Below are 26,619 nucleotides of genomic sequence, written 5' to 3'. Positions count from 1 at the left end.
AAGTCCAATTATTCTTTGGTTTCTCCCGCGGCTGAACGCAACACCTTTTTCATGTTTTTCTCGAACTTTGCACGGGGAATGAGGACACTATGATGACAACCGGTACATTTGATCCGGATATCCATTCCCATACGAATGATCTCCATTTCATTGGTGCCGCAAGGATGCGGCTTTTTCATGAGAACAACATCACCAAGTCCAAAAACCTTCCGTTCCATTACTGACCCTCCTCTTCTCCTTCATGGGTAGCCGCCACCTGTCTGCCCAATCTCGCTTGTGCCGAGTTATCCCCCCTCTGTGCCGCCTCTAGGCCCTCCGCTTCCATTGCAGCCCTTGCAGCCCGTGCCGCCTCCTCACGAGCTTCCTGCTCAGCCTTAGCCGTCTCCAGGGCACTCTGCTTCTCCAGCGCCTGCTTTATATCGCTCTGGATCTGCCGCTCTGCAGCATCTCTGGCATTCGGAAGACAATTCGCCGCCACCCGAATCACATACTCGGAGGTGCTCATGGACTGAATCCCCAGAACTTTCGGATAGGCAACGACATTTGGATTCCTCTCCTCTATCCCTTTCAGAGCTTCGCCGATCAAAGCCAGCGTTCCCTCAAGACCCCGTTCAATCTTCACCGGAACATCCACAACCGCCAAAGCATTGGCCAGTGAATAATTAGTAACGTTGATAATGGTGCCATTTGGGATAATGTGTACTTCCCCAGTACTGCTAAGCAATCTTGTCGTTCTGAGACCAATCATCTCTACGGTCCCTTTGTAAGTTCCTGTCTGGATTACATCACCAACAGCGAACTGGTCCTCAAAAATAATAAAGAAGCCTGTGATTACATCCTTGACCAAACTTTGTGCTCCAAACCCGATGGCAAGTCCGACTACACCAGCCCCTGCCAATAGTGGACCCAGATTGAAATGAAACTCGGAAAGCACCAGCATAATCATGACAAAATTACAGATGAACGTAACCACATTTTTCAGTAATCCACCTACAGTTGAGAACCTGCGGCTATCCCCTAATAGTTTTCCGCGTGTCTCCCTTTCCATCGACCGGTCAATCACCTTAGAGACAACTTTAATAATAACTCGGGTCAAAATGAAGATTAAAAGAATACGCAATCCTGCAAATAATACATTCGCCCACATTTCAGCATCTGTTACCACGTTCCACACCTTATCTTTGAACTGTACTGCATTTTGCACAGCCTTGGCGGCAGTCATAGACTCCAGGATCCACCTATTCATCCAACCCCTCCTTTTCTCCGATTAATTCATATCCATCACTCTTATTTGCTCTAAAAATCCCGCGTATCTCAACATCCTGTTCCTTTATAATCTTGCGGACCTCTCCCAGTGCTCCCCGAAAGAATTGGATCGACATTGCACACCCGGCAGTAATCTCCTTCGGAGTGGGGAAGATATCAATATCGATTTCCGCATATTCAAGCAGCATTTCTGCACGCAGCGCCTGTTGCGTAGAGTCAAAAGCAATCAGCAATTCCTCTTCCATATGCAAGCCTCCTTCTGGGTTTATCGTCCTATCTCTATCGAGTGAAGTATAAAAAACATTTTTCATCCATATACTAGGATCATCAGCAGGCTCTCAAACCTGAATATCCTATGGCTTATCTGCTGGTATTTTCACATACGCTCCGTCTCAGAAAGGAAGATCCTATGAATTTTTCTTCTAAAGCTGTCTCATTGCCGGAACCGTCTTGTTTAAAAATATCACATGCTGATCCCAATATCTATTCTGCCATTACACATCGGCTGTTGTTTCATTTCTCCCGCACCCGCTCAGATACACCAATCATAATAGTCTGTGTGGGTACAGACCGCTCAACGGGCGATTCGCTCGGCCCGCTTGTCGGAACGGCATTAGCCCGCTTTCACAGCCCCTTGTTTCATCTGTATGGCACCTTAGATGAGCCTGTACACGCAGTGAATTTAGAAGAAACCCTTACCCTTATTCACGAAAAACACAAAAATCCATTTATCATCGGCATTGATGCCTGCTTGGGCCATTCCGCCAGTGTCGGATGTATTCAGGTTGTCGAAGGTCCACTAAGACCCGGAGCGGGAGTTAACAAACAACTTCCTCCTGTCGGAGATATCCACCTCACCGGAATTGTGAATGTTGGCGGATTTATGGAGTATTTTGTCCTGCAGAACACAAGATTAAGTCTAGTCATGCGGTTGTCAGACATCATCGCTTCCAGTCTCTATTCCGCTTTAAGACAATGGAACCTTCACGCTAGATCTGCTGCGACGCGAGAGCAATAACTTCCTTTTCTTCGGGTGACAGCGGATATTGCGATTCTCCGCCCTCAAGAGGCTTAGAGTAAATATATGAATTTTCACGGTTATGAAGACTAGTCAAGACAACACCACTCCGGTTGTCGTCAATGATGGCCATCGAGAAGCTCAGGTCATTCCCCCGCTCTCCAAAAGCATTGTATCGTTTCACTGCAACCTTTGACTTCATGCCTCGGAGTTTGACCTGTGCTGCCTCAATCATCGTCTTGTGCTCCCGCTGAGTTTCTTCCAGCATGTCCCCCTGGTTTCTGAGATCGATTAGTAGACTTTCCAGATCTTCCACACCATTACCGGTCATCATTGCCTCATATTTCCGCCGCATTTTACGAATCCTTGCTCCCTGAATAATCAAGACGATTGCCAGCACCATGATAATCAATGCAAACCCCATGATGAATACCGACAATTGCTCAGTAATCACTTCATTTAACTCCGACATGTACAGACCATCCTTCTGTATAAATATAAGTGTAAATATATTTCACGTATCCAATCATTTTACTACCTCTTTTTCACACATAACCATGGTATAGCAATGGGGCCAATATATGTTTGCTCGATATACTATTTTTTCTGTCCATACATTTCTGTCATTGCAATCAGCATTCTGTGAACATCCTCATCTGTTGAAGTGACACCGACGCTTGCCCTTACAGCCCCACTTTTGAGTGTTGATGCAGCTTTATGAGCTAGCGGAGTACAATGCATTCCTGCTCGCACAGCAATATTATGTTTACGATCGAGGCGATGAGCGATATCCGCTGAATCCTCCCCCTCAATGACAAAGGATACTATCCCACTACGTTCTGAACCTATTCCCGGCCCGAGCAGCTTCATTCCAGGAATAACAGACAGCCCTTCCATGAGCTTCTGAGTCAGCTCCCATTCCTGACGGTGGATGTTTTCCGGACCCAGAGACATCACCTTCGTCACTCCTGCCAGCAGTCCGGCTATCCCCACCCCGTTTTGCGTCCCTGCCTCATACCGATCCGGGCGCACGGTAGGCTGTTCGCTATTTTCGGACTGACTCCCAGTGCCTCCATGCATTAGAGGGATCAGATCCAGCTCTGGCGCTATATACAGCCCTCCGGTACCTTGTGGCCCCAGCAACCCTTTATGTCCTGGAAATGCAAGCAGATCTATATTCATTTTTCTCACATCAATAGTTAATGAACCTGCACTTTGAGCAGCATCCACCAGAAAGACTGCACCGTTGGATTTGGCAATATCTCCAATCTCACCAATAGGCAGAATACTTCCAAACAGGTTAGAGCTGTGATTGCATATCACCATTTTTGTATTTGGCTTAAAGGTCCTTTGCAATTCAAGCAAATCCACTTGTCCATCACGATCAACCTTCACATAATCAATGGAGATACCCAGGGTTTGACGCAAAAACTCCAAAGGTCTACGCACGGAGTTATGTTCCGTCATTGTTGTAATAACATGATCCCCTGGTTGAAGTGTACCCTTAATGGCCATATTTAGCCCCATTGTAGTATTGTGTGTGAAGGCAATATTTTGGGCATTGGAGACAGAAAAGAGTTCAGCTAGTTTACTCCGCGCTCTCACAAGTACACGCCCGGCTCCTATGGCTAATGAATGATTTCCACGCCCGGCATTCGCTCCGGAATTTTGCAGTGCGTCCATCATGGCCGATCCAACCTCCAGCGGTTTTGGCCACGAGGTTGCCGCATGATCCAAATAGACCAATTCCTCCATTCCCTCACCCTCCACCCTTTCATCAAAAAACATACCCCTCCATATCCGTTTTAAGGGATATCTCAGGATATGTTTTCAGCACAGATATCCATATCAGTTGCCCAATAGTTCCAACAATCTTTCCAGGTCTTGGGCACTGTAATAGTTCAATTCAATTTTCCCTTTTTCCTTACCCTGCTTTATCTTCACTGTTGTTTTGAATCTCTCACGCAACAACTCTTCAACATTATCAATATACGGATCGCGCTTTACTATCTTCGCCTTAATTGCACCAGTTGGTTTACGGTCCAAATTCTTAACAACCTCTTCCAACTCTCTAACACTCCATTGCTGTTCCACACATTGTTCCGCCAGTTGTTTAACAGTTTCCGGGTCTTTAAGTGCTACAATAGCTCTGGCATGTCCCATGGAAATTGTTCCACGTGAAACATATTCCTTCACCTCTTCCGGTAAAGAAAGCAGACGCAGGAAATTGGCGATATGCGATCTGGACTTTCCTACCTTTAAAGAGAGCTCTTCTTGGGTAAGTGCGAATTGATCCATCAGCCCTTGGTAGGCAACCGCAATCTCCATTGCATTCAAGTTTTCACGCTGCAAATTCTCAATCAGCGCAATTTCCATAACCTGTTGGTCGCTTAGACTACGGATAACTGCTGGAATAGTTGCTTTACCACAAAACTGTGATGCTCTGAATCTACGCTCGCCGGCAATGATTTCATAGCCTTTGAGAACGCTCCGAACGATAATCGGCTGTATGACTCCATGCTGTCTTATCGATTCAGCCAATTCCTGAATGGCCTCTTCATTGAAATCCTTACGCGGTTGATAAGGGTTCGCCCGTAATTGCGCTAAAGGGATCTCCACAACCTTATCATCTTCGTTGATGGATAGGGATGGTATTAATGCATCAAGGCCTTTCCCTAAACGCTTACTCATAAGAAATCACTTCCTTTGCCAACTCCAGGTATACTTCTGCACCTTTGGAGCGATTGTCATAAGTAATAATGGATTGCCCGTGTGAAGGGGCTTCACTTAGTCTCACATTACGTGGGATAATCGTTCTGTACACCTTTTCCTGGAAATACTTCTTTACTTCCTCGATAACCTGAATCCCCAGATTCGTTCGGGCATCCAGCATTGTCAAAAGCACTCCCTCAATTTTGAGATGAGGATTAAGATTTTTCTGAACCAAACGAACCGTATTCAATAGTTGGCTCAAACCCTCCAGTGCGTAATATTCACATTGAATTGGAATGATAACAGAATCAGCTGCGGTTAGTGAATTTATGGTAAGGATACCCAATGACGGAGGACAGTCGATAATAATATAGTCGTAATTCGATTTCACAGCATTTAAAGCCTTCTTCAGCTTTAGCTCTCTGGAAATAGTGGACACTAATTCAATTTCCGCACCTGCCAATTGAATAGTTGCTGGAATAATATGGAGACCATCGATTTGTGTCTCTAATATCGTTTCTTGGGGATTCGCTTCATTAATAAGAATATCATAAATGCAATTTGCTACATCCGCTTTGTTGATGCCAACGCCGCTTGTAGTGTTTCCTTGTGGGTCGATATCAACAAGAAGCACTCTTTTTCCTAAAGTAGCCATTCCGGCACCTAAGTTTACAGAGGTTGTTGTTTTACCAACACCACCTTTTTGATTTGCTATAGCAATAATCTTGGACACTAATTTCACCTCGAATTGTTAGGAAGAATCATCTTGTAGGTCGTGAGTTGTAACGGCATTAACCGCCTGCTGAGCTATGGCATCAATTTCACGAAAAATATAAGCAAATATACAGATAACACTCACATTTTGTTTATTTGACAATACTCCGGTTCAGGTCACAGAAAAGGCGGCCAATCACCTCAGGGCCGCCTTCAGCTTGTTGAAACCATTTATCGTTTTGGAATTTGAATGACAATCTCATAATGGTCACCGCGGTCGTTTTCAGAGGTTTTAATCTCCATTCCTGAACCCGAAACCATATCTATGGATTGACGAATTGTATTAAGAGCGAGACGAACATCCTTAGTGTAGGAAACCCGTTTTGATTTTTTGGTTTGATTTACTGCTTTATAGAAGGCAATACGCGCTTCCGTTTGTTTCACATTCAACCCTTTGGAAATGATCTCACCCAGAACCTTCAGCTGCATTTCAACTGTATCAAGCGATAGCAGTGATCTTGCATGTCGCTCTGTAATTTGTCTTTCCATTAATGCTGTTTTCACTTGTTCAGGGAGATTTAGCAAGCGGATTTTGTTGGCGATGGTTGATTGACTCTTGCCAAGCCGCTGCGCTAGGCTCTCTTGAGTCAGTTGGTGAAGATCGATTAATTTCTGGTATGCGATAGCCTCTTCAATTGAGGTCAAATTCTCACGCTGCAAATTTTCTATTAAAGCAATAGAAGCAGCCTGTGAATCATTAAACTCGCGAATAATAGCCGGGATCGTTTCCATCCCCAGTTTTTTAACTGCTCGCCAGCGTCGCTCTCCTGCAATGATCTCATATTGAGAATCACGTATACGAACGACTATCGGCTGGATAACCCCATGAGTTTTGATAGTTTGACATAGCTCGTCTATCTTTTCGTCATCAAAAATCGTCCGGGGCTGATAAGGACTACTGATGACCTCATGAACCGGGATCTGTTTGACCTCTTCTCCGCTGCTCCGCTCGGTAAATCCAAAAAGCTTGGTGAATTGTTCTTTCATTCCGTTCATAACCACCTAATTTCGTTATAGTACGATCTTCTTGACCTTGCCTAGCGAAAAGCTTATCGTACAGCAAGTAGAAGCGGCTACGCCGTCCTCAAAAGAAGCGTATGCTTCCGGAGCAGCAATACTACGCATTGCTTTCAGGTATACATTTAATGAAATAACCTGAAAACCACCCCAGACTTAATCCTTCACATATTGGAGATTCTGCAGCGACTGAATCGCTTACGCATGAAAAGTCTTACTATATTATTCTATCACTTTTCAACCTATAATCCTATTCTCCAAAGAGACCTATTTTTCCTGCATTTCATGCTAATCTCGTCCCAAACAAAAAAAGCGAGCCTCTCCAGAGAGAAAAGGTTCGTTTTTTTGTTTGCTGAACGACTTAGGAAATGTTTCACGTGAAACAATTAAATTAATGGAGCTTTAGCAGGTGTTCCTGCTTTACGCGGGTATTTTGCTGGTGTCGCGCCAGTTTTGTGAATTAAAATAATATGCCGAGCCGATTCTTCAACAGGAAGACTAAATGATTCTACCTTAAGCAGTTCAGCACGCAATTCCTTAAAGCTGCGCTTAGCCTCAGTTAACTCCTCGGTAGGATCGTTACCCTTCATCGCCGCGAAAACTCCATCTTTACGGGTAAAGGGGAGACAAAATTCATTCAACAGCGATAATCGTGCAACAGCTCGTGCCGTTACCAAATCATAAGCATCACGGTGAACAAACTGACGTGCTATATCCTCAGCCCTTCCATGAATCAATTGTACATTTTGCAATTCCAATGTATCACAGACGTGTTGGAGAAATGAAATGCGTTTGCTAAGCGAATCTACAATAGTAAGTTTTAAATGCGGAAAACAAATTTTCAGGGGAATTCCAGGGAATCCAGCACCTGAACCGATATCCGCCAGTTTATTCACATCCTCCATATTCATGTAGAAAGAAAGAGAAAGTGAATCATAAAAATGCTTCATGTACACTTGGTCACGTTCAGTTATGCCGGTAAGGTTCATTTTCTCATTCCATGAAACAAGCTCTTTGAAATAAAGTTCAAATTGCTCTAACTGCTTTGGTGTTATTGTGATTCCTTGATCTTGCAGTAAAGCAGTAAACTGGGCTGCAGTGTTATCCATAGATTATCCTTTCGCTGCTGTCACACGGTTATAATGCTCCAAGTGTACAAGGAGTATTGAAATGTCAGCCGGGGTTACACCAGAAATTCGAGATGCCTGACCAATAGAGATAGGGGCAATTTTAGTCAGCTTTTGCCGGGCTTCCATAGCCAGACCATGAATTTCATTATAGTTGATATCGTCTGGAATCCTCTTTTTCTCCATCTTTTGCAGCTTTTCTACATGCTGAAGCTGTTTTTCAATATACCCGGCATATTTGATCTGTATTTCTACCTGCTCCTTCATTTCTTCATCCAAACCTTCAGGAGAAGGTGACACCTGATCCACGAAACTGTAAGTAAGCTCCGGGCGCCGCATCAGTGTCAACAGGTTACTTCCATCAACAATAGGCGCGGATTCATATTCTGAAAGTGCAGTGTTGACATCGACAGGCTTCACCTTGGTTTCCCGAAGACGAATGATTTCACGCTCTACCCGTTCTTTTTTCTCCAGGAAAGCTTCATAACGCGGTTCAGGAATCAGACCAATATCATAACCAATTGGCGTCAAACGCAAATCCGCATTGTCATGACGAAGCAATAGACGGTATTCTGCACGTGATGTCAGCAGCCGGTAAGGCTCATTGGTTCCTTTGGTAACCAAATCGTCAATTAGAACGCCAATATATCCTTGTGAACGGTCCAGCACAACCGGATCTTTCTCTTGTACCTTGCGGGCCGCATTAATACCAGCGATAACCCCTTGTCCTGCCGCTTCCTCATAACCCGATGTCCCGTTAATCTGTCCAGCTGTGAATAGTCCAGGCAGACGTTTGGTTTCCAGTGAAGGCCAAAGCTGAGTTGGAACCATTGCATCATATTCAATCGCATAACCATTGCGCATCATTTCTACCTTTTCCATCCCAGGAATAGAACGCAGGACAGCCAATTGGACATCTTCAGGAAGACTGGTAGATAACCCTTGAACATAATATTCAGCTGTGTTCTTACCTTCAGGCTCTAGGAAGATCTGATGTTGGGATTTATCACTGAAACGCACCACCTTGTCTTCAATGGAAGGACAATATCTTGGACCTGTTCCTTCAATAATACCCGTGAACATCGGAGCCCGGTGCAGATTATCATTGATGATCTGATGGGTAACTTCGGAAGTGTAGGTCAGCCAGCAGGGCAACTGTTCATTATCAGATGATTTGGTTTCGAAGGAAAAGAACTTCGGCTTCTCATCCCCAGGCTGAATTTCAGTCTTGGAAAAATCAATCGTATCCTTATGCACCCGTGGTGGTGTGCCAGTCTTAAATCGAACAAGCTCAAATCCAAGTTCGCGCAAATTCTCGGAAAGTCTAACCGAAGGCTGCTGATTGTTCGGCCCGCTCTCATAAGTCAACTCACCCATGATCACTTTGCCACGCAGGTAAGTTCCTGTAGTCAAAATGACTGTTTTGCTATGGTATACCGTTCCTGTCTTTGTGATGACACCGGCAACATTTCCATTTTCAACAATCAGTTCCTCCACCATCCCCTGGCGGAGGGTCAGATTTGGAGTTTTCTCCATCGTTTCTTTCATCGCGTGCTGATAGAGAAATTTGTCTGCTTGTGCACGTAGCGCATGTACTGCAGGACCCTTACCAGTGTTAAGCATGCGCAGCTGAATAAAGGTCTTATCAATATTCCGGCCCATTTCGCCGCCAAGTGCATCGATCTCACGTACAACATGCCCTTTGGCGGGCCCGCCAATGGACGGATTGCATGGCATGAAGGCTACCATGTCCAGATTGATTGTAATCATCAGCGTGCGGCAGCCCATTCGTGCTGCGGCAAGTGCAGCCTCGCAGCCGGCATGGCCTGCGCCAATGACCACTACGTCATAGCTGCCTCCATCAAAGTTCATAGGTGTTACCTCCTAGTTTCTTCTTTTTATAGTGGATACGCTTATCAAGCGCAGTTATTTACCCAAACAAAATTGTGAGAAGATTTGATCCAAGAGCGAATCAGCAGCCGTATCTCCAATAATCTCTCCGAGCTGCTCCCACGCAAGGCGCACATCAATCTGAATCATATCTATAGGAATATGCATATCAGCAGCCTCGTAGGCATCCTGCAAGGATTTATAAGCCTTTTTGAGCAGAGCAATATGCCTTACATTGCTTACATAAGTCAGATCCCCTGATTCCAGCTTACCTTCAAAAAAGAGCTCAGAGATTGCTTCCTCCAGCTTATCTAAACCTTCCTCCTCCAGCACAGACATCGGAACAATACTCGATTCGCTAAAATAAGAGCGCAGTTTATCTTTATCCAAACGGGAAGGTAGGTCCATTTTATTCATGATCACCAGTGCTTGTCTACCTTGGATTTGTTCCATTAATGCCAATTCATCCTCATGAAGCTCATCCGCTGAGTTCAAAACAAGCAGGATAAGATCAGCATCACTAAATGCCGCCTTGGAGCGTTCAACGCCTATTTTCTCTACAATATCCATTGTTTCACGAATTCCAGCAGTATCAAGCAGCTTTAGCGGGATATTGTTAATCGTTACATACTCTTCTATAACATCACGCGTTGTTCCCGGAATATCGGTTACAATCGCTTTGTTGTCACGGGCAAGCGCGTTAAGCAAGGAGGACTTGCCAACATTGGGACGGCCGACGATCGCAGTCGTAATGCCCTCGCGCAGTATTTTTCCTTCATTTGCTGTTTTAAGCAGTCTGTTGATGCCATCCATAACTTCTGTGCTTTTATTTTTAATAAATTCAGCAGTCAAGGATTCCACATCATGCTCAGGATAATCAATATTCACTTCAATATGAGCCAATGTTTCAATAAGTGTATGGCGGAGTGTGTGAATACGTTTAGATAAGGAACCGCTAACCTGCTTCAGCGCAACCGAAAAAGCACGGTCCGATTTCGAACGGATCAGATCGATTACCGCCTCTGCTTGGGAAAGATCAATACGTCCGCCCAAAAATGCGCGCTTGGTGAATTCCCCAGGTTCGGCAAGTCTAATATCCTGCTGCAACAGCAGATCCATGACTCTCCGAACCGAGATCACACCCCCATGGGCGCTTATTTCAACTACATCCTCAGTAGTAAATGAACGTGGTCCCTTCATCACAGTGACTAGCACTTCTTCCATTCGCTCTCCGTCATCAGGACTGATGATATGCCCGTAATGAACAGTATGCGATTCCACCTCTGTGAGAGGTGTTTTACTGCGAAACAATGGAGCCACCTGGGAAATCGCTTGGGGGCCACTAACCCGGATAATCGCTATCCCTCCTTCGCCTAATGCTGTAGATACAGCAGCGATGGTGTCACTAAGCATACTCTGTTCACCTCAATTTGTTCTACACTTCAGCTCCAGCTGAATGAATGATTTTGATCTTGTATTCGAAAAAAACAATGACCCCTTATATTGGTCAAGGAGTCATTGCGGCAATATAGTCTCTACTTCAAAGTGATAACGACGCGGCGGTTCGGTTCTTCACCCTTGCTGAGTGTGTTAACCTGCCGGTGGTCCTGTAATCTGGAGTGAATAATTTTCCGTTCTTGAGGGGACATCGGCTCCAGAACGACCTCTTTGCGGGTACGAACAACCCGTCCAGCCAAGCGGTCAGCCAGCTCTTCCAGAGTCTTCTTACGGCGTTCGCGGAAATTCTCTGCATCCAGCACAAGCCGGATAAAACTATCAGAATAACGGTTGGCAACAATATTGGCCAGATACTGCAGAGCATCAAGAGTTTGTCCTCTTCTGCCGATCAGCAGCCCCAGGTCCGGACCGGATATTTGTAGAACTGTTGATTCCTTGGCATGAATGATTTCAACTTCCACCTCAAGCCCCATGCTCTTGGCGACATCCACAATGAAATGAACGGCCTCTTGGTAAGCATCCTCTACCGGGTGTCCGGAATCTTGGCGTGGTACACCGCCGGCAGCCTCTGGTTTGCTCTCTCTTGTTGACTGATGAGGCAGTGACGGAGCACTCGCCGCTGATGCCGGTGCGGCTTCGGCAATCAAGGTCAGTTCGACCTTGGCACCCTTCGCACCGATCAATCCCAGGAATCCTCTTGACGGCTGTTCCAATACGTTGACCGTTACCCGGTCCTTGTGAACTCCAAGCTGGTTAAGGCCTCGTTCTACAGCATCTTCAATGGTTTTCCCTGTCGCGACGACTTTGCTCATTTTGACTTTTTGGCCTCCTTATTTCCTTTGCTGCTATTGCCTTTTGCAGCAGGAGTAACATCCTTGCGGGCGGAGTTATTCTTACTCTTCACCAGATTGACTTCTTTGGTGCTACCGGTGCCTGCACCAGCAGTAGCTATAGCCAATTTGGCTTTGTCATTGTTGCGGTACAAGAAATAGTTCTGAATAATGGTATACAAGTTACTGTAAAACCAATACAGCGGAAGTGCAGACGGGAAGTTGTAGGACATGATGAAAATTAGAACTGGATATACCATCATCATGAACTGCATAGGGCCCTGCTGTTGCACAGGGTTCATCTTGGTCATCATCCGGGTCTGCAGGAATGTAGTCGCTGCTGCCAATAGCGGAAGGATGAACAGATGATCGGGCTTGCCGAGCTGAAGCCACAGGAACGAGTGCTCACGCAGAGACGGGTTATAATAGATCGAATTGTAAAGCGCGATAAAGATCGGCATTTGCACAATCAGCGGCAGACAGCCGGCCATTGGGTTAACCTTGTTCTCCTGGAACAGGCGCATCGTTTCCTGTTGTACCTTTTCAGGCGTATCTTTATATTTTTTCTTAATTTTCTCGAGTTCCGGTTGAATAGCCTGCATCGCACGCGAGCTTTTTACCTGTTTCATCGTAAGCGGCAGGATAATTGTGCGGACAATAATAACCATTACAAGGACGGCTAAGCCATATTGTCCATTAAACCATTTAGCAAAGGTATCCAAGGCTGTGGCAAAATAATAAACCACATTACTCTGCCAGAAGCTTCCGTGCTTCAAATCCTCCGTAGTATGCGTCACAGTTGTTGACGACGGAGAGCACCCCGACAGAACAGCAATCATTAATACCATTACACCGAGGAGAAGAAACCATTTTCCTCGTTTAGTCTTCAATAGAGACACTTCAAAACCCCTCTCTTAAACATTCCATTGCACCGTAAATCATATCATATTTATGAATACAAATAAACAAGCCCATTCTGCCCCTATTACGCGCGTGAAGCCTTGAGCAGCTTGGCTTTGCGAAGCACATGAAGAACGCTTTTCTCCAGTTCCGCATAATCCTTGGAGAGTGCCCCTTTTCTTACGATAAACACCATATCAATACCTCCGGAAATTTCCGGTTCATGATGTCTGACAATCTCTTTGACCAGCCGTCGCATCCGATTGCGGACAACCGCGTTTCCGACCTTCTTGCTGACCGATACTCCAAGCCGGAACCGCTCCACCTCTCTTCTGCTGAACCAATACACCACGAACTGATGATTGGCAAAAGACTTCCCATGGCGGTATACGCGGCTGAAGTCGGCACGGTTTCGTAATCTTAGACTTTTGTGCACGGGAATCTCCTATTCAAAGACCGGACTCAAAGTGCTCCGGAATTTTATCTTCTAATTAGTATAGTCATCGGGGAGCCGGCATAAACAGCTCTTGTTCTGATCACTGCTTCATCTCACATCAATTATATTCGTACATTAAAAAGCCCCGCAAAGTGTAGCAACGCTGTCATAGGCGTATTCCACTGCAGAGCTGAATAATTCCATACAATGAGAAGAAACAGTTGCCCTTGTCCCTTTCTAGTGTGAGAACCGTTTCTGACGGTATATAAGGAAGTAATTAATTTAAGGATATAAAACAATACGTCCCCAACATTTAAAAAAGGACCACCGTAGTGGTCCTTAAGTGGCCTAACTTACGCACTCAAAACTTTTCTGCCTTTCAGGCGGCGGGCTGCCAGCACTTTACGGCCGTTTTTCGTGCTCATTCTTTTGCGGAAACCATGCACCTTCTTGCGTTTGCTCACATTCGGTTTGAACGTCGGTCTCATGTATTGCACCTCCCTTACAGGATCATAATTACTGTCATATAAGCAGAAACGGACTAGGCCGTCCTTGAAGTAGGGACAGTATCTACAAGTATTATCATTTTAATTTGGAGACATATCCTCACAGAAAACACCTTTATATATTAAATCACACAATCTGTACAAAAGTCAACCTTGTCTGCTTACCCTCATTCATCCTCTTTTTCATAACTTTTATCCACAATGTGTTTTCCTGAAAAGTAATCCACAGCGTTTTACAGTTATCCACCTGTTATTAAAAAATCAAAATTAATGCTCACAGCTTCGAACAACCTGTGTATAAAAAATTCGCCGGCATAGGAGATCCTGTCGAATGGTAAACAAATTATCAACAATATCTAGTGTTGTTCTTAAAAATTATACACAAGTGATTGAATTTGTGGATAAAATGGCCGCGCACATTGAAAAACAAGGGGGGTTTTGCTATGATGGTATTACTTTTGAATGTGAATAGATTTGTTTGTTCCCTATATTATCAACAAGCTGTGGATAAAGTTGTGAACAATTCAAATTTATCCATGTTTTTTTGTCTCTATATATTGCCTATTGGGGATAAGATTCAGCACCAACCCATTTTCTTCGACATTTCCACTTCATGGCTGATGCCACATTTGGAAGATTTAAAGGAGTGACAGTCTGTGGACAGCCATACTTCCGAATTATGGCAGCAAATTTTATCGATTATTCAAACCAAACTAAGCAAGCCGAGCTTTGATACCTGGTTTAAGGCCACGAAGGCGCTTACTTTTGGCCCTCAGGCTCTAATCATCTCGGCGCCTACAACCTTTGCCGTAGAATGGCTGGAAAGTCGTTATACAAAATTGGTAGGAGCTACGGTTTATGAAGTTACCGGAGAGCAAGTTGAGGTCAGATTTGTCATTGAGGAGAACAAACCGGCCGAGCCGATAGTTCAACAAATGTCTCCTTCTCCAGCGGTATCGCGTGAAGAAGCGCAGACCCATTTGCTTAATCCCAAATACACTTTTGATACGTTCGTCATCGGTTCCGGCAACCGCTTTGCACATGCTGCCTCACTGGCAGTGGCAGAAGCACCGGCCAAGGCTTACAATCCCTTGTTTCTTTATGGAGGCGTAGGATTAGGGAAAACTCATTTGATGCATGCAATTGGACATTATGTGCTCGAACATAACCCGAACAATAAGGTTATCTATATCTCGTCCGAGAAATTCACCAATGAGTTCATCAATTCCATCCGTGACAACCGAGGAGAAAGCTTCCGTAACAAGTACCGAAATGTTGACATTTTGCTCATTGACGACATCCAATTCCTCGCCGGCAAGGAGTCAACGCAGGAGGAATTTTTCCATACGTTCAATGCTTTGCACGAAGAACGCAAACAAATTATTATCTCTAGCGACCGTCCCCCAAAGGAAATTCCCACATTGGAAGAACGGCTGCGCTCCCGGTTTGAATGGGGACTCATCACCGACATTCAGCCGCCGGATCTGGAGACGCGTATTGCCATTCTGCGTAAGAAAGCCAAGGCAGAGAACCTCGATATTCCGAATGAAGCAATGATGTACATTGCCAATCAGATCGATACGAATATTAGGGAACTGGAAGGTGCACTTATTCGCGTAGTCGCCTATTCTTCCCTGACCAATCAGGATGTAACAACTCATCTGGCAGCCGAAGCACTTAAGGATATTATCCCTTCGAGCCGGCCGAAGATGATCACAATTAATGATATTCAGCAAAAAGTAGGCGAATATTACAATTTACGCATGGAAGACTTCAAAGCGCGTAAACGTACCAAGGCTGTAGCTTTTCCACGGCAGATCGCCATGTATCTCTCCCGGGAGTTGACGGATTATTCGCTGCCTAAGATCGGAGAGGCATTTGGAGGACGGGACCATACAACCGTTATTCATGCCCATGAGAAGATTACACAGTCATTAAAGGTAGACCAGGAGTTGTACAAAGTGGTAAATAATCTTGCGGAGAAAATTAAAAATCCTTCATAAGAGGAACTAAGAGCCTATACACAATCTATACACATGTGGGTAGGCTTAATTTTATGCTGTTTTCGGGGTTATCCACATAAACGGAGCCCCTACTACTAATACTAATAAATAACTATAATAATTCATCTTCTAAGAGCCCCGTTTCGTAGAGGAAGAACCATCACCCATTTCCCAATTTTTCAGCTAGGAGTGAAATCATGAAAATAAGCATTCTTAAAAATGAACTCAACGAATCGATAGGTCACGTATCCAAAGCAATCTCCAGCAGAACCACCATCCCTATTCTGACCGGTATCAAGTTTGAAGTTAGCCATCAGGGAGTTACCTTGACTGCCAGCGATACGGATATCTCGATCCAATCCTTTATTCCTGCTGAAGATGATAGCCATACGATTGTAAAAGTCGAGCAGCCCGGGAGCGTTGTGCTTCCAGCCAAGTTCTTCGTTGAGATTATCAAGAAGCTTCCCTCCAAAGAAATTCACATGGAAGTCAAGGAAGGTTTTCAAACCTACATCTCTTCCGGTTCCACCGAGATTCAAATCGTAGGCCTTGATCCCGAGGAGTTCCCTGTGCTGCCTAGCATTGAGGAGAACGAGACCATCTCATTGCCTGGTGATTTGCTGAAAAATATGATCAAACAAACTGCTTTCTCCATCTCCACACAGGAGACAACTCCCATTTTGACAGGGATTCTGTGGAATCTTAGCGATAATGAATTCAAGTTCACAGCGACCGACCGCCACCGTCTGGCAACAAGAGCTGCGCATCTGGAGGGTACTGAAAGTGTCCAATTTGCTAATGTTGTCATTGCCGGTAAAACGCTGAACGAACTCAGCAAAATTATTCCGGACCAGAATATGCTGGTAGACATTGTAGTGGCTGACAACCAGGTGCTGTTCAAGATCGACAAGGTGTTGTTCTATTCGAGGATCCTGGACGGGATTTATCCGGATACTTCTAGAATTATTCCGACTGCCTACAAAACAGAACTAACTTTGGATACAAAAAAACTCAGCGAATCGATTGACCGTGCTTATTTGTTGTCCCGCGAGGAAAAAACGAATATTGTACGCATGCAGACGCTGGATAATGGTGATGTTGAAATTTCGTCCAGCTCATCGGAGCTGGGTAAAGTGCGGGAAGAGCTGGAAGTTATTGATTTTAAAGGCGAACCGCTCAAGATCTCCTTCAACTCGAAATATATGCTGGATGTACTCAAGGTAGTTGAGAGTGAGCAGCTCGTAATTGCTTTTACCGGAATGATGAGTCCGATTATCCTCAAACCGCTGGATGAAAGCCGCAGTCTGTATGTCATTCTCCCGTATCGTACAACGAATTAATGCCGCTCTCCATGCACATGTGGATAAGTGGCTGAAAGGACGAAAATCATGAAAAAAATACTTATCCACAGTGGATATATTAAACTCGACCAGTTTTTAAAACTCTCTGATTGTGTATCCACAGGCGGGATGGCCAAAGCCTTGCTTCAGGAAGGACACGTATGGGTCAACGGAGAAAAGGAAGATCGGCGTGGAAGAAAGCTGTACCCGGGTGATAAAATAGAGGTTCAGGATAACGGCGTTTTTGAAGTCGAAGGCGGCGGAATAAAAGAGTAACACTTCGGGGAGGCACAGCTTCGTGTTTGTCAAAAATATCGGTCTTCAGCATTACCGCAATTACGGGCTGCTGCGTCTGGAGAACCTTGGCGATGTAAACCTGATACTTGGTCAGAATGCCCAGGGTAAAACGAACCTGATGGAGGCCCTGTTTGTGCTGGCGATGACTAAGAGTCATCGGACCTCCAAGGACAAGGAGCTTATTTCCTTTGACGCTCCAGCAGGCTCTGCGCAGATTGTGGCCGAGGTGGAACGTAAATACGGGGATTTGAAGCTGGAACTGACCCTGACTACTGGAGGCAAAAAAGCCAGAATTAATGGACTGGAGCAACGAAAGCTGAGCGAGTTCATAGGTTCTTTGAACGTTGTCATGTTCGCTCCGGAGGATCTGGAGATTGTCAAAGGAACCCCCGGCATCCGGCGCCGGTTCCTCGATATGGAAATTGGCCAAGTGCAGCCAGGCTACCTGTTTCATCTGCAGCAATACCAGAAAGTACTGCTCCAGCGAGGCAACCTGCTGAAGCAGCTTTGGGGGAAAGAGGCTGCAGGCAAAGAGCTTTTAGAGATATGGGATGCCCAACTTGTAGAACATGGTGTTAAAATCGTCAAAAAAAGGAAACAATTCATAAAGAAGCTGCAGATATGGGCAGAAAGCATTCACCGTGGCATTACGAACGGCGGAGAAGAGCTGAAACTATTGTATGTTCCCTCTTTTGGTGAGCGTGAGATGGAAGATGAAGCTGTCTTATTAGACAATTTTATGTTAAAGTTATCACAAACGAGAGATCAGGAAATCAGACGCGGCATGACGCTGACGGGTCCCCATAGGGATGACCTGTCCTTTTTTATCAACGGAAGAGAAGCTCAGGTCTACGGTTCCCAAGGGCAGCAACGCACCGCAGCTTTATCGCTCAAGCTGGCGGAAATTGAGCTGATCCATGAGGAGATCGGAGAGTACCCTGTGCTGCTTCTTGATGATGTTTTGTCCGAACTTGATCCTTATCGTCAGACCCAGCTTATCGAAACTTTTCAAAGCAAGGTACAGACTTTTATCACCGCCACCGGGGTTGAAAGTCTGAGTGCCGATAAACTAAAAGGCGCAAGCCTATATCATGTGCATGACGGGAAAGTGGAGATCTAAAGAGCGGAGGAATACCATGTATATTCATTTGGGCGGGGAAAAGATTATTCGATCCTCAGAGTTAATTGCTATATTTGATATCTCGATTGAGAAATCTTCCAAGGTATCGAAGCAGTTCATTATTCATTCCGAGCAGGACAAAAAACTGGAACGAATCGGTGAAGAGGAAGCGAAGTCCATTGTCGTAACCAAAAATACTGTATATTACTCCCCTATCTCCTCCTCCACTCTCAAAAAACGAGCCAAAATTTTGTTGGAAATATAACGTTGTATGATGTACAAGAGATAATCTGAAAGAAGTAGGTGAAGGCATGTCAATGAATCAACCGACATATGATGAGAGCCAGATTCAGGTACTGGAAGGGCTGGAGGCAGTTCGGAAACGTCCCGGCATGTACATCGGCTCTACTAGCGCCAAAGGTCTGCATCATTTGGTCTGGGAGGTTGTCGATAATAGTATCGATGAGGCGCTGGCAGGCTATTGCGACCGGATTCAAGTGAAGATTCATGAAGATAATAGTGTTACTGTAATTGATAATGGGCGGGGTATCCCTGTCGGAGAGAATGCAAAGCTGAAGAAGTCCACGCTCGAAGTTGTTATGACTGTCCTGCATGCGGGAGGGAAATTCGGCGGTGGCGGATATAAAGTATCAGGCGGTCTGCATGGTGTAGGGATATCTGTCGTGAATGCCTTGTCCGAAAAGGTGGTTGTGAACGTTAAGCGCGACGGTCATATCTACCAGCAGGAATATAGACGCGGTGCTCCGCAATATGATATCAGGGTTATCGGTGATACCGATGAGACGGGTACGACTACAACGTTCCATCCAGATCCGGAGATTTTCACAGAAACCACTGTGTTTGAGTATTCGACCCTGCTTACCCGTGTTCGCGAATTGGCTTTTCTGAACAAAGGTATTGAGCTTTCGCTGCTGGATGAAAGAACGGGAGCATCGAATGTTTTCAAATACGAGGGCGGTATCGTAGAATATGTGAAATATCTGAATGAGAAAAAAGAAGCGCTGCACGAGAACCCAATCTACGTGGAAGGCTCGCGTGATATGATTGCGGTGGAAGTTGCTCTGCAGTATAACGATTCCTACACAGAGAACATTTACTCTTTTGCCAATAATATTAATACGCATGAGGGCGGGACTCATGAATCCGGCTTCAAGAGTGCATTAACCAGAATCATCAATGACTATGCCCGCAAGACCGGAGTAATTAAGGACAGCAGCTCCAACCTTACCGGTGATGATGTGCGTGAAGGTCTAACGGCGATCATTTCCGTCAAAATTCCTGAGCCTCAATTCGAAGGCCAAACCAAGACCAAGCTGGGCAATAGTGAAGTGCGTGGTATTGTGGAGTCCCTTTTCGGAGAAAAACTGCAGGAATTTTTGGAGGAGAATCCGGCAGTTTCCCGGCGTGTGCTGGAGAAATCCATGCAGGCTTCCCGTGCCCGCGAAGCAGCCCGCAAGGCCCGTGAGCTGACCCGCCGCAAGAGTGCGCTTGAAGTAAGTGCCCTGCCGGGCAAGCTGGCTGACTGCTCCTCCAAGGATGCTTCTATCAGCGAGCTGTACATCGTCGAAGGGGACTCCGCCGGCGGTTCCGCCAAGCAGGGACGTGACCGGCATTTCCAGGCGATTCTACCGCTTCGCGGGAAGATCCTGAATGTTGAGAAGGCACGCCTCGACCGTATACTGTCCAATGCTGAAATTCGGGCAATTATCACGGCATTGGGAACCGGTATCAGTGATGACTTCGATTTGTCAAAGGCCCGTTACCACAAGGTTGTCATCATGACCGATGCGGACGTTGACGGAGCGCATATCAGAACCTTGCTGCTAACGTTCTTCTACCGATACATGCGAAAAATTATCGAAGCAGGCTATATTTATATCGCTCAGCCGCCACTGTTTAAGGTTGAACGTAACAAGGTCATCCGCTATGCTCAAACTGAGAAGGAGCGGGATGAGATTATTGCCAGTTTCGGCGAGAATGTTAAAGTTAACGTTCAACGCTATAAAGGTCTTGGGGAAATGAATGCGACACAGCTCTGGGATACAACTATGGACCCTGAGAGTCGTATGATGCTGCAGGTTACCATTGAGGATGCGATTCTGGCCGACGGAATCTTTGATACGCTAATGGGCGATAATGTTGAGCCGCGTCGCGAATTTATCCAGGAGCATGCTCAATCCGTAAGAAATCTGGATATCTAATATTTGTAGGCTGTTATAGTGAACCTCCGTTTTCTCTATTTGTAATAAATATGAGAATGCGGAGGTTCTTATTTTTTATCTTCTTTTTTCCAATTTGCGCCGGTAAATCAAGGAGCGGGTTCTTTTTAATCTCCCGTATGCTACTGCATAAAGGCGGATTTTACGGTAAATTGACTTATTCTGAAAGCGGCTGAACACAATAATGGATGGAAGTGTATTGACCTCCAGTAGCCAGAGATCATGATGCGGATCCATAGCCACATCAAGTCCAATCTCTTTAAGATCCGGATAAGCAGTTTCTAGCTGCGTAGCAATTTTTACTCCCAATGATTTCAACTGCTGAATAGTTGTTTTCAGTTCAAGTGGACTCATATGTTCTTTAAGCAGATGGTGGACGGAAAAAATACTGCCCCCACTATGATAATTGGTGACTACTTTTTGCGGTGCGGCTACTCTCCCCAGCATCCCCGTCGTTTCCCAAGCTCCTGACAGGTTTTTTTGCGTAAGTACCCTTAGATCAAAGGGCCGGTCCTGATGGTGTAGTAGATCAATGCCCTGCTGAATCAAATATATACGACCTTTAATCCGCAGCAATAATGCTGCATGCAGCTCTTGTAGTGAGGAAAAAGCTTCTACATCTTTTGCGTAACGAAGAATATATATTACCTTTTGTTCAACGATTATTTTGCTATTCTCCATATCATGGTTTGGAGCGCAGTCATTGCCGGGCTGATGGATACTCGGGCTTAAATGAACCGTGCGCTGTTCTGCCCTCATTACGCCGCTGCCATAGGTGCCCCGATCTGGCTTAATATATACTGTTCCATAGATCTCAAGCAGTTCAATTAACGCCTCTTGACTATATTTTCGCGTTTCGGGGATGAATATAGCCAGCTGACGGTTTTGTAGAATGACTTTTGTCTTGGACCATTTGCTGGATACCCGTTGAATCCTCATGATCTACCTCCTTCAAAGTATTACGAGCAATCAATCCCCTAGTTTATTTCATGTAGATAGGATATCCATTACTCATCTGCTCGTCGTAATAATGGATTTCATATACATAGGGTCTGGCGCTAGGTATACTGAAATGTCAGGACAAGCCACCCAAACAGTGCTATAATATAAGGATATGGGGCTATGTCTTTTAGGACAAAAACAGGGCTATAAGGTCATTCTTCCTGTCATTACAGTCTATGTACTGAGGCCATTGGCTGAGAGGGCGTATACCCGTATCCCACTAAAAGAAAATCATTATAGAAGATAAAAGGCTATCATGTTTAATTGTGCTACTTTTGTGAAAGTAATATAATAAAGGGTAGCGGTTTTTAACTGAAGGAGGTCCAGCAACTCATGGCTGAACAAAATAACCCGCAAGTCAAAGATCGGGACATTGGTGTGGAAATGCGCGAATCCTTTATGGATTATGCGATGAGCATCATTGTGAGCCGGGCTTTGCCGGATGTGCGGGACGGACTTAAGCCTGTCCACCGACGCATTTTGTTTGCAATGTCGGAACTTGGAATGTTTGCCGATAAACCTCATAAGAAATCTGCCAGAATCGTCGGTGAGGTAATTGGTAAATATCATCCTCACGGGGACTCTGCTGTTTATGAAACGATGGTACGTATGGCGCAGGATTTCTCAATGCGGTATATGCTCGTGGATGGTCACGGGAACTTTGGTTCTATTGACGGGGACATGGCTGCTGCAATGCGGTACACCGAAGCCCGGCTCTCCAAAATTGCCGGTGAAATGCTTCGCGATCTGAACAAAGAAACGGTTGATTTCGCGCCCAACTATGATGGTGAAGAGAATGAGCCGGTAGTATTACCAGCCCGTTATCCGAACCTGCTTGTAAATGGGGTATCAGGTATCGCTGTTGGTATGGCTACCAATATTCCTCCTCATAATATGGGAGAGGTTATTGATGGTGTACAGGCTATGATCAAGAATCCTGATATTACACCCATGGAACTCATGGAATATATTCAAGGTCCGGATTTCCCAACGGCCGGTTATATTTTGGGCCGTGAAGGTATTCGTCAAGCTTATCGGACTGGCCGCGGATCGGTTACAATGCGAGCCAAAGCACATATTGAAGAGAATAACGGAAAAGCGCGAATCATTGTTAGTGAGCTGCCTTACCAGGTCAACAAAGCCAGATTGGTGGAGAAGATCGCTGAATTAGTTCGTGAAAAACGGATTGAAGGCATTACAGATCTGCGTGATGAGTCCGACCGCAACGGCATGCGTGTAGTTATTGAGATGAGACGTGATGTGAACCCGAGCGTTGTGCTGAACAATCTTTACAAACACACCTCGATGCAGTCTACATTTGGAATTAACATGCTTGCTATCGTTGAAAACGAACCAAAGACTCTTAATCTCCGTGATGTGCTATACCACTATTTGCAGCACCAGATAGAAGTTATCCGTCGGCGGACTGTTTTTGATCTTAAGAAGGCTGAAGCACGGGCACATATCCTGGAAGGTCTTCGGATCGCGCTGGATCATCTGGATGAGGTTATTGCTTTAATCCGTGCCTCCCGTACGACGGATATTGCAAGAGATGGCTTAATGAGCACATTCAGCCTCAGCGTAGAACAGGCACAAGCCATTCTTGATATGCGGATGCAGCGTCTGACCGGGTTGGAACGGGAAAAGATTGAGAACGAGTATAACGAGCTTTTGGCCAAGATCGCGGAGTACCGTGAAATTCTGGCTAATGAGCATTTGGTACTGGAGATTATCAGCAACGAGCTTCAGGAGATTCGGGATAAGTATTCTGATGACCGCCGTACGGAAATCACGGTAGGTGAAGAAAGTATCCTCGATGAGGATCTGATCCCGCGTGAAGAGGTTGTCATCACCATTACGCATACCGGCTATATCAAGCGTCTGCCTGTTAGCACCTACCGCAGCCAGAAACGCGGAGGCCGTGGTGTTATAGGGATGGATACCAAGGATCAGGACTTTGTGGAGCATCTCTTTGTAAGCAATTCCCACAATTATCTGATGTTCTTTACTGATAAAGGTAAGGTCTACCGGATCAAAGCGTATGAGATTCCTGAGCTGGGACGCACTGCCCGGGGAACACCAATCATTAACCTGATTCAGATTGAGCAGGGTGAGAAGATTAGCGCTGTCATCCAAGTAGAAGATGCCGACAGTGACAAATATCTGTTCTTTGCTACCCGTGAAGGGATCGTGAAGAAGACACCTCTTGAGGATTACAACAATATCCGTAAAGGCGGATTGATTGCGATCAATCTCCGTGAGGAGGATTCACTGATCGAGGTGAAGCTGACAGACGGTGAGCAGAACCTGATTATTGGTACGGCACGCGGGATGTCGATTACGTTCTCTGAGAACGATGTTCGTTCTATGGGACGCAGCGCAACTGGTGTTAAAGGTATTTCACTGGATGAGAATGACCAGGTCATTGGGATGGATTGTGTAGATAAGGAGCTTGAGGTACTGATTGTTACCACCAAGGGTTATGGTAAACGTACCCCTGCCCTTGACTATCGCTCCCAAACCCGTGGCGGTAAGGGGATCAAGACCATTAATCTTACTGACAAAAACGGTCCGGTAGTCGGACTGAAGGTTGTCAAAAAAGATGAGGACCTCATGATCATCACGACGAGTGGCACTCTGATCCGTACCAGCATGGATGGCATTTCTACCATGGGCCGTTATGCCCAAGGGGTCAAGCTGATTAATATCCGTGAAGATGATGCAGTGGCCACGCTCTGCAGAGCCGATAAGAATGAAGAAGATGAGTTCTCGGAACAAGAGAACGGAGAAGAGATTCTGGATGCATCAGCAGAAGGAACTGTTGAAGAAGGTCAGTCCGAAGCTGTTTCCGATAATGAAGAAGATAATCTCGAATAAATTTATCATGGAGAGCATGGGTTTCTGTTTGCAGAGACTCATGCTCTTTTTGCGTACATGGGGTTGAAATGTATATATCACTGGAATTAATTTTTAAGGAAACACCTTACTCCATCTAGTCGCTTGAGGTTATCCATACTATAATTAGGGAAGTAAAATTACTGAACATAAGTGTCACTGAAACAGAGGGGCTGAATGTATGCCAAGCATAATGGTAGGGGAAGTTAAGCCAGGTACAAAAATTATTAAGGATGTAGTCACACCTTTGGGTGGCGTTCTGTTCACCAAAGGGAAAATTATATTGCCGAGGGATATTGAAATCCTGCAGGCCTTTTTGATTCAACAAATAGAGATAGAAGGTGCTCTGGGAGAGAGCACTGCTCCTGATACAGCCAAAGCAACAAAGCAGACAACTTCGGTAAAGTCTGGTGCTGTAATTAATGAATCTCAGCTGGTCAAAAGCAATTCTCCACTTCATGATGAGTATGAGAAGATGGTGACGCTTGTTAAGAAAAGCTATGCGTCGGCTGCCGCCGCCCCACTCCCTATATTGGAATTACGAAGTCAGTTAGAAGCTCTAATCAGCCACTTGAAGGACTATCATGTACTGAAATTTGCACCACGCGTTCATCTGGAACAGGAATATAATTATCACAATGCAGTACTCTCTGCTTTAACCTCCTATAAAATCGCCCAGTGGTGCGGATATCCACAAAAGGATTGGATGCAGTGTGCTTTTGCAGGTTTGCTGCATGATATAGGTAATGTCAAGGTAGATGCTGCCCTGCTGCAAAAGCCAACGCCGTTGACTCCTCCTGAGATAGAGGAAGTCCGCAGGCACACAACCTATGGATACCAGCTGCTGCGTAATGTTACGGCTATCAATGAAGGTGTTCGACTGGCTGCGCTGCAGCATCATGAGAAAATTGACGGGTCAGGTTATCCGCTCCATATGGAAGGCAGTCAGATCCACTTCTATGCCAAGATTGTTGCGGTTGCAGATATATTCCATGCCATGACACTTGTAAAGGCCTATAGAAGGGCACAGTCACCTTACCTTGTATTGGAGCAGCTGCTTACAGAGAGCTTTGGTAAACTTGATCCTGTCATTGTCCAAACGTTCATTCAGAAAACAACTAACCTATACAACGGTACAAGAATACGTCTTAGTGATGGTCGCCACGGTGAAATTATTTTTACAGATCGTAGTAATCCCACCCGCCCGATGGTGCAAGTGGAAAGTGCAATCGTTAATTTAATGCTGGAGCGGGAGTTGTATATCCAAGAGATTATTGCTTAAAGCTGTCAAAGCTGTTTGTCCCTAAGGCTGCTTCCCTTTTTAGCTGCTGTAACAATCGGTGGTTAAGTATGGGGCAGCCTTTTAAGATGTATCTTAAAAATAATGCTTGCAATGAAACTCTGTACATGGTATATTCTTATTCCGGCCATGAAACATCAACGCCGAGCTCGAAAAGAAGTTGAAAAAAAGAGCTTGCATTACTCGGTCGAACGTGATATATTATAAGAGTTGCTGGTGACGAGATAATCGGCGCCGACGACGAGCTTGATCTTTGAAAACTGAACAACGAGTGAGTGGGATTTCACACAAGTGAGATCCAAAAATAGAGAATATTTTATTCTCGTCAGATGTTTCAAAATGAGCAATCGCTCTTTCTAAATACCAATTTGGAGAGTTTGATCCTGGCTCAGGACGAACGCTGGCGGCGTGCCTAATACATGCAAGTCGAGCGGAGCTTATCCTTCGGGATAAGCTTAGCGGCGGACGGGTGAGTAACACGTAGGCAA

General features: G+C 45.3%; 26 protein-coding genes and 1 rRNA gene. 11 read left to right on the top strand and 16 right to left on the bottom strand.

Going from position 1 to position 26,619, the window contains the following annotated elements; all coding sequences use genetic code 11:
* Positions 1 to 8 precede the first annotated feature (8 nt).
* From A3842_RS05520 to A3842_RS05510, 3 genes are read right to left on the bottom strand one after another with little or no spacing between them, the layout of a single operon-like run.
* Complete coding sequence (locus A3842_RS05520) at positions 9 to 218, bottom strand: DUF951 domain-containing protein (protein ID WP_074100718.1); 210 nt, start codon at positions 216 to 218, stop codon at positions 9 to 11.
* Positions 218 to 1,246: a mechanosensitive ion channel family protein gene (locus A3842_RS05515; RefSeq protein ID WP_074100717.1), complete on the bottom strand. Its 1,029-nt coding sequence runs from the start codon at positions 1,244 to 1,246 to the stop codon at positions 218 to 220. The genes A3842_RS05520 and A3842_RS05515 overlap by 1 nt, the downstream gene beginning before the upstream one ends.
* Positions 1,239 to 1,511 (bottom strand): putative Se/S carrier protein, encoded by a 273-nt coding sequence (locus A3842_RS05510; protein ID WP_074100716.1) that lies wholly within the window; start codon positions 1,509 to 1,511, stop codon positions 1,239 to 1,241. Before A3842_RS05510 ends, A3842_RS05515 begins: the two co-directional genes overlap by 8 nt.
* A 164-nt stretch (positions 1,512 to 1,675) precedes the next feature.
* Here A3842_RS05510 and yyaC point away from each other — a divergent pair, with 164 nt between their 5' ends.
* The gene (yyaC, locus tag A3842_RS05505) at positions 1,676 to 2,284 is read left to right on the top strand and encodes a spore protease YyaC (RefSeq protein ID WP_074086497.1); all 609 of its coding nucleotides are present in this window, start codon (positions 1,676 to 1,678) and stop codon (positions 2,282 to 2,284) included.
* Here yyaC and A3842_RS05500 read toward each other — a convergent pair.
* From A3842_RS05500 to rpmH, 12 genes are all read right to left on the bottom strand, one after another.
* Positions 2,256 to 2,756: a DUF4446 family protein gene (locus A3842_RS05500; protein ID WP_074086476.1), complete on the bottom strand. Its 501-nt coding sequence runs from the start codon at positions 2,754 to 2,756 to the stop codon at positions 2,256 to 2,258. The genes yyaC and A3842_RS05500 overlap by 29 nt on opposite strands.
* A gap of 125 nt (positions 2,757 to 2,881) precedes the next feature.
* Positions 2,882 to 4,039, bottom strand: a complete 1,158-nt coding sequence (locus A3842_RS05495) for an aminotransferase class V-fold PLP-dependent enzyme (protein WP_074100754.1) — start codon at positions 4,037 to 4,039, stop codon at positions 2,882 to 2,884.
* Positions 4,040 to 4,132: 93 nt separating this feature from the next.
* The gene (locus A3842_RS05490) at positions 4,133 to 4,975 is read right to left on the bottom strand and encodes a ParB/RepB/Spo0J family partition protein (RefSeq protein ID WP_074086477.1); all 843 of its coding nucleotides are present in this window, start codon (positions 4,973 to 4,975) and stop codon (positions 4,133 to 4,135) included.
* A complete protein-coding gene (locus A3842_RS05485; protein ID WP_074086478.1) occupies positions 4,968 to 5,729 on the bottom strand; it encodes a ParA family protein in 762 nt (253 codons plus the stop codon). Before A3842_RS05485 ends, A3842_RS05490 begins: the two co-directional genes overlap by 8 nt.
* Before the next feature lie 212 nt (positions 5,730 to 5,941).
* Positions 5,942 to 6,757 carry a nucleoid occlusion protein gene (noc, locus tag A3842_RS05480; RefSeq protein ID WP_074086479.1) on the bottom strand — a complete coding sequence of 272 codons (816 nt, stop codon included), beginning with the start codon at positions 6,755 to 6,757 and terminating at the stop codon, positions 5,942 to 5,944.
* A gap of 416 nt (positions 6,758 to 7,173) precedes the next feature.
* Entirely contained in the window at positions 7,174 to 7,896 is a 723-nt protein-coding gene (gene rsmG, locus A3842_RS05475) for a 16S rRNA (guanine(527)-N(7))-methyltransferase RsmG (protein ID WP_074086480.1), read from the bottom strand.
* 3 nt (positions 7,897 to 7,899) lie between these two features.
* Positions 7,900 to 9,786, bottom strand: coding sequence for a tRNA uridine-5-carboxymethylaminomethyl(34) synthesis enzyme MnmG (mnmG, locus tag A3842_RS05470; RefSeq protein WP_074086481.1), 1,887 nt, complete (start codon positions 9,784 to 9,786; stop codon positions 7,900 to 7,902).
* 54 nt (positions 9,787 to 9,840) lie between these two features.
* Complete coding sequence (gene mnmE, locus A3842_RS05465; protein WP_074100715.1) at positions 9,841 to 11,217, bottom strand: tRNA uridine-5-carboxymethylaminomethyl(34) synthesis GTPase MnmE; 1,377 nt, start codon at positions 11,215 to 11,217, stop codon at positions 9,841 to 9,843.
* 122 nt (positions 11,218 to 11,339) lie between these two features.
* On the bottom strand, positions 11,340 to 12,074 hold the full coding sequence (gene jag / locus A3842_RS05460; protein ID WP_074086483.1) for an RNA-binding cell elongation regulator Jag/EloR: 735 nt from the start codon (positions 12,072 to 12,074) through the stop codon (positions 11,340 to 11,342).
* Positions 12,071 to 12,991: a YidC/Oxa1 family membrane protein insertase gene (locus A3842_RS05455; RefSeq protein ID WP_074086484.1), complete on the bottom strand. Its 921-nt coding sequence runs from the start codon at positions 12,989 to 12,991 to the stop codon at positions 12,071 to 12,073. Before A3842_RS05455 ends, jag begins: the two co-directional genes overlap by 4 nt.
* Positions 12,992 to 13,077: 86 nt before the next feature.
* The gene (rnpA, locus tag A3842_RS05450; RefSeq protein ID WP_074086485.1) at positions 13,078 to 13,428 is read right to left on the bottom strand and encodes a ribonuclease P protein component; all 351 of its coding nucleotides are present in this window, start codon (positions 13,426 to 13,428) and stop codon (positions 13,078 to 13,080) included.
* 353 nt (positions 13,429 to 13,781) lie between these two features.
* Positions 13,782 to 13,916: a 50S ribosomal protein L34 gene (gene rpmH / locus A3842_RS05445; protein WP_019914530.1), complete on the bottom strand. Its 135-nt coding sequence runs from the start codon at positions 13,914 to 13,916 to the stop codon at positions 13,782 to 13,784.
* A 349-nt stretch (positions 13,917 to 14,265) separates the two neighbouring features.
* On the opposite strand from rpmH, the gene A3842_RS32395 reads away from it, so the two are divergent.
* From A3842_RS32395 to gyrB, 7 genes are all read left to right on the top strand, one after another.
* Entirely contained in the window at positions 14,266 to 14,406 is a 141-nt protein-coding gene (locus A3842_RS32395) for a hypothetical protein (protein ID WP_167374746.1), read from the top strand.
* Positions 14,407 to 14,590: 184 nt separating this feature from the next.
* Positions 14,591 to 15,937 (top strand): chromosomal replication initiator protein DnaA, encoded by a 1,347-nt coding sequence (gene dnaA / locus A3842_RS05435; RefSeq protein ID WP_074100714.1) that lies wholly within the window; start codon positions 14,591 to 14,593, stop codon positions 15,935 to 15,937.
* A 197-nt stretch (positions 15,938 to 16,134) separates the two neighbouring features.
* Positions 16,135 to 17,277, top strand: a complete 1,143-nt coding sequence (gene dnaN / locus A3842_RS05430) for a DNA polymerase III subunit beta (RefSeq protein WP_074100713.1) — start codon at positions 16,135 to 16,137, stop codon at positions 17,275 to 17,277.
* A 48-nt stretch (positions 17,278 to 17,325) separates the two neighbouring features.
* On the top strand, positions 17,326 to 17,553 hold the full coding sequence (gene yaaA / locus A3842_RS05425) for a S4 domain-containing protein YaaA (protein WP_074086489.1): 228 nt from the start codon (positions 17,326 to 17,328) through the stop codon (positions 17,551 to 17,553).
* A gap of 22 nt (positions 17,554 to 17,575) precedes the next feature.
* The gene (gene recF / locus A3842_RS05420) at positions 17,576 to 18,694 is read left to right on the top strand and encodes a DNA replication/repair protein RecF (RefSeq protein ID WP_074086490.1); all 1,119 of its coding nucleotides are present in this window, start codon (positions 17,576 to 17,578) and stop codon (positions 18,692 to 18,694) included.
* A 16-nt stretch (positions 18,695 to 18,710) separates the two neighbouring features.
* Positions 18,711 to 18,959 (top strand): extracellular matrix regulator RemB, encoded by a 249-nt coding sequence (gene remB / locus A3842_RS05415; protein ID WP_019914525.1) that lies wholly within the window; start codon positions 18,711 to 18,713, stop codon positions 18,957 to 18,959.
* Between the two features lie 46 nt (positions 18,960 to 19,005).
* Positions 19,006 to 20,916 (top strand): DNA topoisomerase (ATP-hydrolyzing) subunit B, encoded by a 1,911-nt coding sequence (gyrB, locus tag A3842_RS05410; RefSeq protein ID WP_074086491.1) that lies wholly within the window; start codon positions 19,006 to 19,008, stop codon positions 20,914 to 20,916.
* Between the two features lie 75 nt (positions 20,917 to 20,991).
* On the opposite strand, the gene A3842_RS05405 is transcribed toward gyrB, so the two are convergent.
* Positions 20,992 to 21,873, bottom strand: coding sequence for a YheC/YheD family protein (locus A3842_RS05405; RefSeq protein ID WP_074100712.1), 882 nt, complete (start codon positions 21,871 to 21,873; stop codon positions 20,992 to 20,994).
* 396 nt (positions 21,874 to 22,269) lie between these two features.
* Here A3842_RS05405 and gyrA point away from each other — a divergent pair, with 396 nt between their 5' ends.
* From gyrA to A3842_RS05390, 3 genes are all read left to right on the top strand, one after another.
* Positions 22,270 to 24,813, top strand: coding sequence for a DNA gyrase subunit A (gene gyrA, locus A3842_RS05400; RefSeq protein ID WP_074100711.1), 2,544 nt, complete (start codon positions 22,270 to 22,272; stop codon positions 24,811 to 24,813).
* A gap of 199 nt (positions 24,814 to 25,012) precedes the next feature.
* Positions 25,013 to 26,113 (top strand): HD-GYP domain-containing protein, encoded by a 1,101-nt coding sequence (locus tag A3842_RS05395; protein WP_074100710.1) that lies wholly within the window; start codon positions 25,013 to 25,015, stop codon positions 26,111 to 26,113.
* Between the two features lie 383 nt (positions 26,114 to 26,496).
* Positions 26,497 to 26,619, top strand: a 16S ribosomal RNA gene (locus A3842_RS05390); the annotation flags it as partial.

Origin of the sequence: Paenibacillus sp. P3E (assembly GCF_001909045.1) — a bacterium.
GTDB classification, from domain to species: Bacteria; Bacillota; Bacilli; order Paenibacillales; family Paenibacillaceae; genus Paenibacillus_AQ; species Paenibacillus_AQ helianthi.
Note: the sequence above shows the minus strand (reverse complement) of the source record. Positions and strands in the feature narration are given on the sequence as shown.

What these genes read in the sequence shown, in the direction of transcription:
- A3842_RS05520 (WP_074100718.1), bottom strand. Translation starts at nt 218, where the DNA reads ATGGAACGGAAGGTTTTTGGACTTGGTGATGTTGTTCTCATGAAAAAG.
- A3842_RS05515 (WP_074100717.1), bottom strand. Translation starts at nt 1,246, where the DNA reads ATGAATAGGTGGATCCTGGAGTCTATGACTGCCGCCAAGGCTGTGCAA.
- A3842_RS05510 (WP_074100716.1), bottom strand. Translation starts at nt 1,511, where the DNA reads ATGGAAGAGGAATTGCTGATTGCTTTTGACTCTACGCAACAGGCGCTG.
- yyaC (WP_074086497.1), top strand. Translation starts at nt 1,676, where the DNA reads ATGAATTTTTCTTCTAAAGCTGTCTCATTGCCGGAACCGTCTTGTTTA.
- A3842_RS05500 (WP_074086476.1), bottom strand. Translation starts at nt 2,756, where the DNA reads ATGTCGGAGTTAAATGAAGTGATTACTGAGCAATTGTCGGTATTCATC.
- A3842_RS05495 (WP_074100754.1), bottom strand. Translation starts at nt 4,039, where the DNA reads ATGGAGGAATTGGTCTATTTGGATCATGCGGCAACCTCGTGGCCAAAA.
- A3842_RS05490 (WP_074086477.1), bottom strand. Translation starts at nt 4,975, where the DNA reads ATGAGTAAGCGTTTAGGGAAAGGCCTTGATGCATTAATACCATCCCTA.
- noc (WP_074086479.1), bottom strand. Translation starts at nt 6,757, where the DNA reads ATGAAAGAACAATTCACCAAGCTTTTTGGATTTACCGAGCGGAGCAGC.
- rsmG (WP_074086480.1), bottom strand. Translation starts at nt 7,896, where the DNA reads ATGGATAACACTGCAGCCCAGTTTACTGCTTTACTGCAAGATCAAGGA.
- mnmG (WP_074086481.1), bottom strand. Translation starts at nt 9,786, where the DNA reads ATGAACTTTGATGGAGGCAGCTATGACGTAGTGGTCATTGGCGCAGGC.
- mnmE (WP_074100715.1), bottom strand. Translation starts at nt 11,217, where the DNA reads ATGCTTAGTGACACCATCGCTGCTGTATCTACAGCATTAGGCGAAGGA.
- jag (WP_074086483.1), bottom strand. Translation starts at nt 12,074, where the DNA reads ATGAGCAAAGTCGTCGCGACAGGGAAAACCATTGAAGATGCTGTAGAA.
- rpmH (WP_019914530.1), bottom strand. Translation starts at nt 13,916, where the DNA reads ATGAGACCGACGTTCAAACCGAATGTGAGCAAACGCAAGAAGGTGCAT.
- A3842_RS32395 (WP_167374746.1), top strand. Translation starts at nt 14,266, where the DNA reads ATGGTAAACAAATTATCAACAATATCTAGTGTTGTTCTTAAAAATTAT.
- dnaN (WP_074100713.1), top strand. Translation starts at nt 16,135, where the DNA reads ATGAAAATAAGCATTCTTAAAAATGAACTCAACGAATCGATAGGTCAC.
- yaaA (WP_074086489.1), top strand. Translation starts at nt 17,326, where the DNA reads ATGAAAAAAATACTTATCCACAGTGGATATATTAAACTCGACCAGTTT.
- remB (WP_019914525.1), top strand. Translation starts at nt 18,711, where the DNA reads ATGTATATTCATTTGGGCGGGGAAAAGATTATTCGATCCTCAGAGTTA.
- gyrB (WP_074086491.1), top strand. Translation starts at nt 19,006, where the DNA reads ATGTCAATGAATCAACCGACATATGATGAGAGCCAGATTCAGGTACTG.
- A3842_RS05405 (WP_074100712.1), bottom strand. Translation starts at nt 21,873, where the DNA reads ATGAGGATTCAACGGGTATCCAGCAAATGGTCCAAGACAAAAGTCATT.
- gyrA (WP_074100711.1), top strand. Translation starts at nt 22,270, where the DNA reads ATGGCTGAACAAAATAACCCGCAAGTCAAAGATCGGGACATTGGTGTG.
- A3842_RS05395 (WP_074100710.1), top strand. Translation starts at nt 25,013, where the DNA reads ATGCCAAGCATAATGGTAGGGGAAGTTAAGCCAGGTACAAAAATTATT.